This window comes from Chryseobacterium oleae, from assembly GCF_900115055.1.
In the GTDB taxonomy this organism is placed as follows: Bacteria; Bacteroidota; Bacteroidia; order Flavobacteriales; family Weeksellaceae; genus Chryseobacterium; species Chryseobacterium oleae.
Genome location: NZ_FOVD01000003.1, coordinates 534,656 through 547,329, shown reverse-complemented (window position 1 = coordinate 547,329; position 12,674 = coordinate 534,656). Strand labels below are relative to the sequence as shown.

Below are 12,674 nucleotides of genomic sequence, written 5' to 3'. Positions count from 1 at the left end.
GCGGTAAAATTTTGATTACAGGAAAATCTCCGCTATATCGGAAGAAAGAAAAAGATAATTATTGTTTGTGATTTAAAACGATAGATTCTATTTTTTAGATTTCCGTAATTGATATAAGGTATCCTTTAAAAGGGATCATATTTAAAGTGATGATCAATTCATTTAGCTTATTTTAAGCTGTTTCTGATATACAGAGATTTACCTGACAAAGGCTTATTCTTTTATAACAATGCTAATCTCACCGCTTCTCTCAATATAGATAGTTTTAATGTTATTCAAATCATCGGTCATAGCCCTCTTTCTCAATTCCTGCATCACGTCTTCTCTATGCAGCTGTGCTCTCTCCATGTTCTCAGTGATAAACCTGCCGTCTTTAAAAAGCATAATCTTATCTCCCTCAATCCAATGAATAAATCGGCTGCTTTTTCCTTTGTACCAGCTGAAAAACCGATGCAGCAGAACAATCATGGTACAGGTTGTCATAACTGGGATAAAAGGGGAGGCGCCCACTACGGCGCGACTTAGAATAGCCCCGAGGAGCATGACAATAATGTTGTCAAGTGGTGAGCCGATTCCAAATGATCTTCTTCCGGAAATACGGATTAAAATCAATGCTAGTATAAAAACGGTTATGCCACGACACGTCATTTGTACTGTATTCAATGACTTTCCGCTTCCCCAGAGTTCCGCTAAAAAATCCATAAGCTGTGGTTTTAGGTCAAATATGAAAATCAATCATTATGCCTTTTTAAATGATATTTTAAAATATGACCAGCTGTGATACTTTGAGATTTATGATCTCAGTCATGGTAGCTTTGGAAAATACAAATTAGATTTGTAAATGATTAATGCAGGCATTATTCTGTCTTAAATGCCAACAGGCCTTCCAAAATAGGGAGGCTTTTTCATTGGGTGATATCTTAGTAATACACTCTGCCTTTAATTATTTTAATCAGCTTTTCGTGCTCCATTTTTTTAAAAGTCCTGATGACGGTTTCAATCCTTAAACCGGTTAAAAAAGCAAGCTCTTTTCTTGTGTAAGGAATTTTATAGGAATAGCGCTCACCATGATCTCCCTTAAGATGATTAAGTACGGTAAGCAATTGATGAGTGGCGTCTTCTGATGTTAAACTGTTTAAAAAAATACAGCTGTGATATGATCTATCTGCCAGATAATAAAGAAACTTCATCTGAATCTCAAAGTCAGATTCCAGTAATTTCAATAGTTTGGAATGTTCTAACCGAAGTACTGTAGAATCCTCCATTAAGACGGCATGGACAGGATAATGGTATTTAGAAAATAAAAATATTTCGCCCACCGAGTCACCCTCCTGATGAATACTCTGTATGAATTCTCTCTTTTCAGTTTGAAAATTCGTAAGTTTTATTTTACCCGTTTTGATCTGAAAATAGTAGGCAGGTGCGGTGTTCTCTTCAAAGAGGAGTTCGGATTTTTGTAATTGAATAATGTCTGCTCCAAAAGTAATGAGCAAGTCTTCCTGTATGACCATAACTCCTAATTAAACAACCTTCACATAGCTTGCCTGTGAAATAACGTACTACAAATATATTAATTTAATATTTCTTTGAATATGATTCAGATCAAAAAGGTTTCAAAATTGACCTTATTGTACGCTCGGTAATTCCTCAAACGACGGCCGCTGGCCGTTAAAATGACTGGTTGTTTTTTAAGTTAAAAGCGGTTGACCATAATCATTTTTTTTTATCAGTCGTTTTAAATTATTGAAAATCAAATAAAAATACTTAAGACCAATTTAAATCACTATCTTTTTAAAAGATTTTCAAATATGACCTATGTCATATTATATGCTTTACTGATAGGCTACCTTTGAAGTATCTCATTTAATGAAAAATATGAATGCAACCTTTTGGCAAGTCGTGAAATCTAAACTTTTGGATATGAAATTTTCTTATGAAGCAAATATCTCAATGGATCTTTAGCTTGATTAGAAATTTTGTTTGAACTTTAAAAAGCTAAGTATTGTTTATAAATACTATCAAGTGTTGCCAGTTAGAGCGGCAAATAAATTCAGGACGTTCAAAAATGCCCAAGTCTTCTACAACGGTAACGTAGAACAAAGCAAACCATAAAATTTACATTATGTCTATCCAAAACGGTCTTTTGCATTCAGTACAGGCAATTGAAGAGCACTACAGTGCTGGTGATTATATTTTTCGTGAAGAATCCACTCCGCTTTTTTATTATCAAATAGTAACAGGCGAAGTGAAACTTAACAGCTATAAGGAAGACGGTAAAGAGTTTATTCAGGACATCCTTTCAGATAATTCATGTTTCGGAGAATCAATGCTTATCCTGGGAAAACCGTATACCGTTAATGCGGTTGCCCTTACAAAATGTACTGTTCTTAAAATCAGCAGAGACCAGTTCTTTCAATTACTGCAGGATCATCCAGATAATTTCCTCAATATGTATACAGCTCTGTCAGAAAAAACCACCGAAAAATTGGTGTTAATGCAGAAGATTTCAAGCCAGAATGCCGAAGAGCGTTTAGTGGAACTGATGAACCAGATGAAAGAATCAAAAGAAAATAAATACAGATATTCATTCGAAATTCCCCATACCAGGCAGCAGTTGGCTTCACTTACCGGCTTGTCTCTGGAAACAACCATCAGAGTAATTAAAAGAATGGAGAAAGATGAAATTCTTATAATAAAGAATGGGAAAATATTTTACTAAAAAATATTTGTTTATCGTTTTTTATATATCCTGATTATTCGTCAGGTATTCCTTCAAATTTAAGATGAGATACTATTCGTATACTAGAAATAAATTTTACGGTTTTTAATCTTAAGTACCTTTTCAGCTTCCATTTTCTTTACAGTTCGTATCACCGTTTCAATACGCAGACCGGTAATAGATGCCAGCTGTTTTCTGGTGAGGGGAAGTTCATAGGAATAGGGGCTCTGATCTTCACTTAAGCTCTTGAAGTATTTTAAAATACCTTCAATCCTGACATGGGAATACTTAGAGGCATTGTTCTGCATCAAAATAAACTTGTGATACAGACGTTCCGCAGCAAATTGCCGGACCGCTACTGCCGGCTGATGGTGCTCACTAAGAAGTTTCAGAAATTTAGCTTTAGGTACTTTTATCAGGTCACCTGATGAAATAGCTATGGCACTGACCGGATAGGGCTTTTCAATCATACACAGTAGCTCACAAACGCTTTGCCCTTTATTTAAAATACTTTGAATAAGTTCTTTACCTTCTTCTGTATGGCTTAGCTTAACAGATCCGGTAATGAGCTGGTAGTAAAACTCCGGAATATCTCCTTCCTCGAAAATGATGTCAGAGGGGCTAAAAGTTTCTGTAAATCCACCGTACATGGAGAGTAATTCAATATTAATAAGCATAATAAAGTATTATAATACGCATCCTAAGGATACGTTGTGAAAAATATTATCAATCTTTTATACGGATAAATGATAACGGATATATTTACAATATTTTAACCATTTTAAATAGGTTCTTTTCCAAACAAAAAGCAAAAAATGTTTTGGAACTGATGTACATACCTGCAGTTGACATTATTTCCATATATCTTAAGACCCGTCATAGAATGTACACTATGCAGGTCAATATCATACTTTAAAAATTCCTGTCCTCTTTCAAATCTTATCCGGTACTTAGAGTCATAGGTTTTAATAAATCCAAATTTTAAAAGCCAGAATTCATCTATTTCCACTGGTTTAATTAATTTAGCGGATACTGATAATGACTGTTCTGAATTTTTTAATTTGACATGATATTCTTCATTCTTGTCTTGGTATACCTCTGTAAGTGAATAGACCTTACCTCTGTATTTGACAAGATTACGTATTGTTAATTCCGTGATTTTCATGGTGTTTTAAATGGGCTGTTGATGATTATTCGTACTGTAGTAATAAAAGAAACTAAGATGTATCGTTACAGGAAGGTCTTTCAATACTCCGACGACTTACATCAAAATTAGCCAGAACATCAATTACATCAATATGATCGAGATCATATAGGGCTGAAATAGACTTTTCTTTAATCTCTCAGGTTTGTTTGTTTAAGGATGTTCTGTAAGATTTGGCAAAAGAGTTGCTGTTTTTGTATGTGTTATTTTAAGGATGATTGTTATGGATAGATCAGAAATTATACAAAAGATTACAGAGTTTGCTGATCAGGCGCACGGATGCCAGACACGAAAATACACATCTGAGAGATATATTGTTCATCCATTAAGAGTAATGGAAATATGCCACAGCTATACCGATAAACTTTCCATACTCGCAGCGGCTATACTGCATGATGTTATTGAGGATACCCCATTATCGAAAGATGATATTTCGCAATTTCTGGGAACTGTGATGAATAATAATGACCGTAATCTCACGGTTCAGCTGGTCGTAGAATTAACCGATGTGTACACAAAAAAAGATTTTCCCAAGTTTAACCGCTACAAAAGAAAGAAAATGGAGTTGGAGAGACTCCGGGAAATCAGTGCGCAAGCACAGACCATCAAATATGCTGATATTATAGATAATTCAATTGAGATTCCCCGGCATGATCCATCATTTTCAAAGCGTTACCTGGGGGAATGCCGTGATATACTTTTTGCTTTGGATAAAGGCAATTTAGAATTACATCGCAGAGCTTTAGCTCTCGTTGTTGAAGAGTTGGGAAAAACTCAGAGAGAATCCTGAAATTGCTGGAAAGAATTTGAAAGCTTATTTTAAAGCAACTTTTCTGCAAGAATATTTTCATACGTACTGAATGCTCCCGATAGGTAGAAGTGAAAAGTAGGTGTCCTTGTGGTACCTGTTATGACCTATATCATAAATTTAAGCTCGCTGTTTTTTTTAGTTTTGACTTTTAAATAAGAGAAATTTTGATATTTAGTGAACAAATACTTTTTTCGTTAGGAGCTGAGATATTACAATATGAAGTGAATGAATTGATATTCTCAGACGGTCAAAAACCCAATTATTATTATCAGGTTAGCATGGGGGCTGTTAAACTGACAAAGGACAGAGAGAACGGAACAGAGGCCATTTTAGGTATTTCCTTTAGCGGAGAATGTTTTGCTGAAACATTTCTTTTTGATAACAAGGCTTATCCATTTAATGCAGTAGCAATGGACTTATGTGAAATTTTTAGGGTTCCTGGTGAAAGGTTTGTTGATTTTGTCAAAAATACTCAGGAATCGCTCCTGAAGCTTTACTGTTATAATGCTGAAAAAGTGTATTACAGGTATGTGATGCTGAACTGTCTTTCTATTAATGATTCAATGTTAAGACTGATTGAACTTTTCAGGGTTCTTAAGGCATACTATTCAAAGTCTGAACCTTTTTCCTTTCAAATACCTTTTACCAGACAGCAGCTTTCATCAATTACAGCTTTACGGTTGGAAACGGTGATACGCACGGTGAAAAAAATGGAGAAAAATAAAATGGTCCGGATTATAAACGGTAAAATTTTTTACTGAGGGTTTAGTCTTGCCAGGCGGTAAAGATTTAATAATAAATTTTTCTGTCCCTTATCTGAAGTTTACTGAGCTTCTCGAGGTTTTTTATAGTTCTTATCACTGTTTCCACCCTTAGTCCGGTCATCGAAGCAAGCTGCTGCCTGGTAAGGGGAACCTCAAACGAATATTTGGATTGTTCACTGCTGAAGCTTTTATGATAATTGAGCACTCCGAGTATCCTCACATCTGCATGAGTAGAGGTATTGTTCTCCAGCATAATAATTTTATGATACAATCTTTCGGATAAAAATTTATTGATATTTCTGGAAATCATCACATTTTCATCAAGCATTCTTTCAAAATCAACTTTAGAAAGCCTTAAAAGAGTACTGGGTTCTAAAACTACAGCATTGACAGGATAGGTCTTATCCATAAAGAGTAAAAGTTCACATACACTGAGCCCTGAGGTGAGAATGGCTAGAATAAGTTCCTTTCCATTTTCATTATAATGATTGAGCTTTATCCGACCTTTTACAATCTGGTAATAGTATTTAGGCGTACTGCCTTCATCAAATATGATGTCAGCCGGATAAAAATTTTCTATTGTTGCTCCGAAGGATAAAAGAAGTTCCTGTTCGATCAGCATTTTGATAAGTTTTAATTGAAAAGCAATATAGTTTTAATTTTTAAATAATGGGTAAAAGTAGGGTTGACAAAAATGTGTAGAATCAAATAATATTAATTTGTCTTAAAAACACATATTATGACCTCACTCATAAAATGGAGTGACTGTTATGAATAATTTTGGTATTAGAATTTTGCAACCACTTATTTTTTAACTAAATGATATAATATGAAAAGTTCAATATTTATTATTCTTGGTATATTAATGATCAGCTGTAAAAACCAGGAGACTAAAAACGATACACAGGCTGATTCTACCGCGACATCTTCATATGATTCGGCAAGTGTTGCTTCTACACCCCCTGCTAATCAAAACGATTCGACAACTTATCGAAAGGGTGCCGATACATTAAAGCAACCAATAAAACAAAATGATTCAATAGTCCGTTGACACTTTTTTAGACCCCATATATTCTCGGCCTTCCTATTTTGGAAGGCTTTTTTATGGTATAGTACTGATCAATTCTTAATTTTTTCAGGTAATATCTGTAAATTATGAGTCGTCTGGCTCATATTAGGATTCACTCTTTCAGAAATATAGAACTACTTCTTACAGCTTATTGCCAGTACGTTTGTAACGGAATTCTCAGCAGGTATTCTATAAGTGGAAGAGATTCAGCCATTGGATGCTGTAGCTGATTCCGGCATTAACAGCTATGCTTTTTTTCTGGTAATGCCTTACACACTTATTTAATGGTTATTTTTTTATAACATTAGACAAATTATGAGTCATTATGATGTAAGTCATAAAAACCAAAGTGCTTGTTTTCATACTTTTGTTAACACACACCACAAAATTTAATGTTATGAAATCATTCATCTTAACAGCCCTGATTCTGGGCTTATTTACCATTGGTTGTAAAAGAGAACAACAGCCTCAACCTTCAAATATTGACAGTATAAATACAGGAGACAGTATGGTTGGGGGAACAGCTCAAATCACACCAGATTCCCTGGATAATACACTTCCTATGGACAGTACAGCCTACGATGTAGATTCTATCAAAAACAGTAAGTAATGTACATCCATTAGTGCACATTCGTCTTTTGAAGACTGAATAGCCATATTTCCTATTCTTGGAAAATGGCTTATTCAGGTTATTATTGAGTTGTTTCCACTGTATTTCAGTGGACGAAATCCTTATATATTAAATCCTAAAATTCTATCATGGCAGAATCATCACTACTAAACCAAACTGGAATACAGATAACATTATTACTTATGTTAATGGTGATTATTGCCAGCTTAGTTATCCTGATTTTTAAGTTCTTAGCTATTTATTCAAGAATACTAAGGAATAGGGAACTTTCCGAGATCAGAAAAAAAATTGAAAATAGCTCTCCGGAAGAGTTAAGAGAATATGAGAAAAGAGAAAAAGAACTTAATTTTCAGCCGGCAGAAAACCAGCTCTCGGGCTGCTTGCCGCCGTCTGATGAAAAAGGAATTATTAAGAATGTCAACTCGGTCGAGGAACTCAGGGTATTTCCAACTAAAAGAAGGACTTCTTCATTTTTGCAATATATAAGTCCCGAACTCAGTAAACTTATTCTTTATTTCTTAGGAACGGCAATTCTTTGGCTGATCATTGGGACAACCTTTGGCCTCTATGCCGGTATCAAATACGTTGCGCCGGATGTTGAACATATCAGTTGGCTGAGTTTTGGAAGACTCCGCCCCGCCCATACAAATGCGGTATTCTGGGGATGGGCATCTTTAGCTATGGTGGGACTTTCATATTATGTTGTTACAAGAGTAAGCAACGTGGAGGTTTATAATATAAAGCAGGGTTACATTTCTTTAATACTGATCAATACTGCAGTACTGGCCGGAACAATATCTTTATTGGCGGGAGTCAATAACGGAGGGGGGGAATACAGAGAATATATATGGCCTATTATGATAACCTTTGGAGCCGGAGTGGCAATTTCTGCCCATAATCTCTTCAAGCCCGTTGTCCAAAGAGTTGTCAAAGAAATTTATATTTCAAACTGGTATATCATTTCGGGATTTATGTTCATTGTCATAGTCATTATCGTAGGCTACGTTCCTATATGGCAGGACGGAGTGGGAGAAACAATTACCCAGGGGTATTATATGCATCAGGCCATTGGTATGTGGTTTATGATGATTAATCTGGGTCTGATGTATTATTTCCTTCCCCAGCAGCTCAATAAACCTATTTATTCCTACAGTCTGGGAGCGCTGGCTTTCTGGACTCATATATTATTTTATACTCTGATCGGAACCCACCACTTTATTTTTAGTGCTATTCCCTGGAGACTTCAGACTACAGCCATTGTTGCCAGTGTGGGAATGTTAATTCCCGTAGCAGCAGGAACGACTAATTTTCTGTTTACATTTAACGGAGCATGGTACCAGCTTAAAAACAGTTATACACTTCCGTTTTATTTTATGTCGATTATTTTTTATTTTACCGGGTCTCTTCAGGGAACGGTAGAAGCTTTCAGATATACCAATCTGCTCTGGCACTTCACTGATTTTACAGTTTCCCATTCCCATCTGACCATGTACGGAATAATCACCTTTATGCTTTGGGCATTTTCATACACCCTTATTCCGCGCCTCACCGGCAAGGAGCCTCCAAAGCTATGGGTAGGAATACACTTTTGGCTGGCTTTAATCGGTTTACTTTTTTATGTCATAGCATTGATGATAGGAGGGACACAGACAGGATTGATGTGGATGAAAAAAAAACCTTTCATAGATGGTGTTATTAACATGTTCCCGTTCTGGTTATGGAGAGCAATAGGGGGTACCATGATGTGGATGGCTCATCTTATTTTTGGCTATAATTTTTATATAATGATTACCAAAGATAAAGATGTGAGAATCCCACAGACCCCTGCTGAAATACTGGCAGCAAAACAACAACACAGCCATACTGAGTTTAACACTTAAAAGAAGAATTATGTTACTATTAAATAACCATAAAATCCTTTTCGGCTCAGCACTTTGTCTCTTTGTTTTTCTTACACTTTACATCGCTGTGCTGCCTGCTCTTGATAACCAGAGAATCAATAAGCCTTTGCCAAGGCAGGCGAAAATATTGACAGAGCAGGAAAGGGCCGGCAAAATGGTATATATTGAAAACGGATGTGTGGCATGCCATACACAGCAGGTAAGAAATGTTGAAATGGATAATGTTTTTGGTAAAAGACCAAGTATTCCGGCAGATTTTGCCATCAATAAAAGAACGGATTTTTGGAGAAATACAGCTAACCTGATGGGGACACAAAGGGCTGGGCCTGATCTTACCAGTGTAGGGGAAAGACAGCCAAGTGCCGAATGGCATTTAATTCACCTTTACCAGCCAAGAGCTGCTGTAGAAGCTTCCATAATGCCGTCCTATGAATTTCTTTTTATGGAAAGAGATTATCTGCAGCCTGACGACGTTGAAGTGAAAGTTCCCGAGAAATTCCTTAAAAATAAAAGAAAGAAAATAGTTGCTACGCAAAAGGCCCTGCAATTGGTCGCTTATCTGAAATCACTTAAACAGACGGATTACACGGATAAATCTATTGTGCCTCCGTTCCTTTATAAGCAAACCAAAAAAGGAAATGAAAAGCAGGCCGGTGCATCTCATCTGCCAGATGGTGCAGAGCTTTTCACCGCCAATTGCGCTTCCTGCCATCAGGCAAATGGTGAAGGGGTGCCGGGCGCCTTCCCTCCATTAAAAGGAAGCCCCGTAGTAAGCGGCGGAGATCTGGAGCTTTACGTTACAATTATCATGAAAGGCTATGATCCCAGACCTGAATTTGCGACCATGCCGGCAGTAGGAACCAATGCTAATTTTACTGCTGAAGATGTAACAGCGATTATTAATCACGAAAGAACGAGCTGGGGAAATAATTCGAAAAAAGTGACTTTGGAAGAAATAAAAGTAATCTTTGACAAAATAAAGTAACAATGAAAAATTTAATAAAAAATGGACTCAATGTGATTTTAATTTTATGGACCAGCTATGCCATGGGATGCGATGCATGCCAGCTTCGTCAGCCGGAAGTCACTAAGGATCTTACGCACGGAACAGGACCGGAAAGCGACTGGGACTGGTTTATTGTAGGAATTGTTATCCTGATAACAGTTTTAGCCTTTATATTTTCAGTTAAATATTTGATCAAACCGGATGAAAAAGATCTAAGGCATATTAAATATTCGGTTTTCTCAGATGAAAATACGATGTTATGACAAAAGACAGCAGTAAGGTATTTCTTTTCATAGATAATGACCCGCATCCCATTGCTGAATTGGAAACTCCAATTGTTTTCGATCTGGATACGAAAAAGCTTGCAGATGGGGATCATCTGTTAAAAATTGTAAGCCGCTCTCCATCGGGCAAAGAAGGCATAAGAACAATAAATTTTACAGTTGCCAATGGTCCCTCCATAAGAATTGAAGGCTTGAAGAATAAAGATGTCGTGGATGGAACTTTATCATTAATGATCAATGCTTATGATAAAGGAAATCAGAAAAGCTTTCTCATTACCGGAAGTGAGACCCCGCAAACCATACCTTTTTGGATATGGATTATCGTAATTATTTTTGCAGGATGGGCAGTGTATTATGAAATAACGAGTGCAGCAGTGCAGTAACTTGTAAAATGATGTTGTGAAGATGATTGTAAAAGTAAAAGAATTATAAAAGAATTAAAAAAAATCATATGGTTATTAATGAAAAATTTTTGTTTTCAGCTGGTGCTGAAGTAAAACAATATAGGCCCGGTGATACTATTTTTCACGATGGAGCGACTCCCTACTTTTATTATCAAATTATTAAAGGAAAAGTGAAACTCAATAATTATAATAAAGAGGGAAAAGAGCTTATCCAGAAAATAGTTACGGATGGCGAGAGTCTCGGTGAATCTTTATTATTTATTGGTAAACCTTATCCTATGGATGCTGTCGCATTGGAACCCTGTTCAATTATAAAGTTATGCCGGAATAATTTCTTCAGTATGCTCAATGTCTATCCGCAGTTATACTTTGACTTATGCAAAGGGTTGTCAGACTGTCTGTATTATCAGTACATTATGCTTCAGGCCAATTCTTCACAGAATCCCTCAGAGAGAATAATGGGTGTGCTGGAGTATCTTAAAACTTCCAAAAAGGACCATGCTCCGTTTTCTTACAAAATACCCTTTACCAGGCAGCAATTAGCCAGTCTCACGGGTCTTTGTGTCGAGACGGCCATAAGGACGATTAAGAACATGGAAAAAAGAAAACTGGTAATGATTAAAGACAGGAAAATATATTTTTAAAGATATTACTCCCAGAATTTTACGAAATATTTAACATTTAAAGAAGACTATATGACCTAGGTCATATTTTAAATAGTATTTTTAATCTAATTTTGGTATGAATTATTTATCATAATCATATTATGATTGTGTAATTTGTTTTTTTTCTGAAACACACCAAAATTTAATATTATGAAATCTATTATGTTAACACAAAATCCGGTGGATATTTTTGCTGTTACGCGCAAGCATTTATCTCATTGCAGATCAAAGGAAAAAATCCAAGAGTTTTTCTCGAACCTTAGCTGTGATTAAAACCATCCCCCTGTATGGCAGCTTTGTCTATCATAACAGGTGTGCTTTAAAGAACAGGCAGATACTAATAAAAATTCGTAATGCCGAATTGAATAGGATGCCCAATACCTCAATATGTATACAATAATGTTTATAAAAGGTGATTCTGATCCTTTGAAAAACATTTCGTGTTTTTACAGATCTAATAAATTTTTACAAAGATGACTACTAAAATTTATTAATAGTAAAAAAAAAATTATGATTATTAACGAAGAAATTTTAAACGCAGCAGGCGCTGGGTTAAGGCGGTACATTCCTGATGAATCTATCTTTTATGAAGGAACGGTGCCTGCGTATTACTATCAAATCATTGATGGTGAAGTAAAAACAAATAGCTATAATGCAGATGGAAAAGAATTTATTCAGAACGTATTTTTTCAGGGGCAAAGTTTTGGTGAATCACTGCTCTTTGGTGAGAAACTATACCCCATGAATGCAGTTGCTGTTTCCCGATGTAGCATACTTAGATTAGCCAAAGCTGATTTCTTTAATATACTAGAAAAAAATCCGGACCTCTATCTTGATTTCTGTAAAAGCCTCTCCGATGCATTATATTACAAATACATCATGCATCAGAAAAACTCTCTGGAAAGTCCCGAGGAAAGAATTATTGGAGTAATGGACTATTTAAAAAGCTTTGAAAAAAAACAATGCTTATTCTCTTATCTGGTGCCTCTGACCAGACAGCAGTTAGCCAGCCTGACAGGAATTCGCGTTGAAACTGCCATTAAAACCATTAAACGGATGGAGAAAGAAAATATTGTGAAGATCATTAACAGAAAAATTTTATACTAATTTCTGTCAATATGATGCCAGTCATAAAAGAGGGGGATTATTCCTTTGTAAATTTGACTTAACAATCTGATTGTAGATTTACAAGTCTTCCTCTTAGGGAAGCTATATA

General features: G+C 35.8%; 15 protein-coding genes. 10 read left to right on the top strand and 5 right to left on the bottom strand.

Annotated elements, in window-relative coordinates; all coding sequences use genetic code 11:
* Window positions 1-213: 213 nt before the first annotated feature.
* The gene (locus tag BM143_RS13125) at window positions 214-702 is read right to left on the bottom strand and encodes a DUF421 domain-containing protein (protein ID WP_090024889.1); all 489 of its coding nucleotides are present in this window, start codon (window positions 700-702) and stop codon (window positions 214-216) included.
* 218 nt (window positions 703-920) lie between these two features.
* Window positions 921-1,511, bottom strand: coding sequence for a Crp/Fnr family transcriptional regulator (locus tag BM143_RS13120; protein ID WP_090024888.1), 591 nt, complete (start codon window positions 1,509-1,511; stop codon window positions 921-923).
* Between the two features lie 611 nt (window positions 1,512-2,122).
* Here BM143_RS13120 and BM143_RS13115 point away from each other — a divergent pair.
* The gene (locus BM143_RS13115) at window positions 2,123-2,719 is read left to right on the top strand and encodes a Crp/Fnr family transcriptional regulator (RefSeq protein WP_090024887.1); all 597 of its coding nucleotides are present in this window, start codon (window positions 2,123-2,125) and stop codon (window positions 2,717-2,719) included.
* Window positions 2,720-2,802: 83 nt separating this feature from the next.
* On the opposite strand, the gene BM143_RS13110 is transcribed toward BM143_RS13115, so the two are convergent.
* Window positions 2,803-3,396 carry a Crp/Fnr family transcriptional regulator gene (locus BM143_RS13110; RefSeq protein WP_090024886.1) on the bottom strand — a complete coding sequence of 198 codons (594 nt, stop codon included), beginning with the start codon at window positions 3,394-3,396 and terminating at the stop codon, window positions 2,803-2,805.
* Between the two features lie 104 nt (window positions 3,397-3,500).
* Window positions 3,501-3,884: a hypothetical protein gene (locus BM143_RS13105; RefSeq protein ID WP_090024885.1), complete on the bottom strand. Its 384-nt coding sequence runs from the start codon at window positions 3,882-3,884 to the stop codon at window positions 3,501-3,503.
* A gap of 262 nt (window positions 3,885-4,146) precedes the next feature.
* On the opposite strand from BM143_RS13105, the gene BM143_RS13100 reads away from it, so the two are divergent.
* Window positions 4,147-4,713: an HD domain-containing protein gene (locus tag BM143_RS13100; protein ID WP_090025019.1), complete on the top strand. Its 567-nt coding sequence runs from the start codon at window positions 4,147-4,149 to the stop codon at window positions 4,711-4,713.
* Window positions 4,714-4,898: 185 nt separating this feature from the next.
* Entirely contained in the window at window positions 4,899-5,495 is a 597-nt protein-coding gene (locus BM143_RS13095) for a Crp/Fnr family transcriptional regulator (protein WP_139222039.1), read from the top strand.
* 28 nt (window positions 5,496-5,523) lie between these two features.
* Here BM143_RS13095 and BM143_RS13090 read toward each other — a convergent pair whose 3' ends face one another.
* Window positions 5,524-6,120: a Crp/Fnr family transcriptional regulator gene (locus tag BM143_RS13090; protein ID WP_090024883.1), complete on the bottom strand. Its 597-nt coding sequence runs from the start codon at window positions 6,118-6,120 to the stop codon at window positions 5,524-5,526.
* Between the two features lie 844 nt (window positions 6,121-6,964).
* Between BM143_RS13090 and BM143_RS13080 the strand changes: the two genes are divergently transcribed.
* From BM143_RS13080 to BM143_RS13050, 7 genes are all read left to right on the top strand, one after another.
* Window positions 6,965-7,177: a hypothetical protein gene (locus BM143_RS13080; protein WP_090024881.1), complete on the top strand. Its 213-nt coding sequence runs from the start codon at window positions 6,965-6,967 to the stop codon at window positions 7,175-7,177.
* A gap of 149 nt (window positions 7,178-7,326) precedes the next feature.
* Window positions 7,327-9,078, top strand: coding sequence for a cbb3-type cytochrome c oxidase subunit I (locus BM143_RS13075; RefSeq protein WP_090024880.1), 1,752 nt, complete (start codon window positions 7,327-7,329; stop codon window positions 9,076-9,078).
* Window positions 9,079-9,088: 10 nt separating this feature from the next.
* Window positions 9,089-10,084 (top strand): cbb3-type cytochrome c oxidase subunit II, encoded by a 996-nt coding sequence (locus BM143_RS13070; protein ID WP_090024879.1) that lies wholly within the window; start codon window positions 9,089-9,091, stop codon window positions 10,082-10,084.
* Between the two features lie 2 nt (window positions 10,085-10,086).
* Window positions 10,087-10,368 carry a hypothetical protein gene (locus BM143_RS13065; protein WP_090024878.1) on the top strand — a complete coding sequence of 94 codons (282 nt, stop codon included), beginning with the start codon at window positions 10,087-10,089 and terminating at the stop codon, window positions 10,366-10,368.
* The gene (locus BM143_RS13060; RefSeq protein WP_090024877.1) at window positions 10,365-10,772 is read left to right on the top strand and encodes a cytochrome C; all 408 of its coding nucleotides are present in this window, start codon (window positions 10,365-10,367) and stop codon (window positions 10,770-10,772) included. The genes BM143_RS13065 and BM143_RS13060 overlap by 4 nt, the downstream gene beginning before the upstream one ends.
* 68 nt (window positions 10,773-10,840) lie before the next feature.
* Window positions 10,841-11,437 (top strand): Crp/Fnr family transcriptional regulator, encoded by a 597-nt coding sequence (locus BM143_RS13055; RefSeq protein ID WP_090024876.1) that lies wholly within the window; start codon window positions 10,841-10,843, stop codon window positions 11,435-11,437.
* A 531-nt stretch (window positions 11,438-11,968) separates the two neighbouring features.
* A complete protein-coding gene (locus tag BM143_RS13050; protein ID WP_090024875.1) occupies window positions 11,969-12,565 on the top strand; it encodes a Crp/Fnr family transcriptional regulator in 597 nt (198 codons plus the stop codon).
* The last annotated feature ends 109 nt before the right edge of the window (window positions 12,566-12,674 follow it).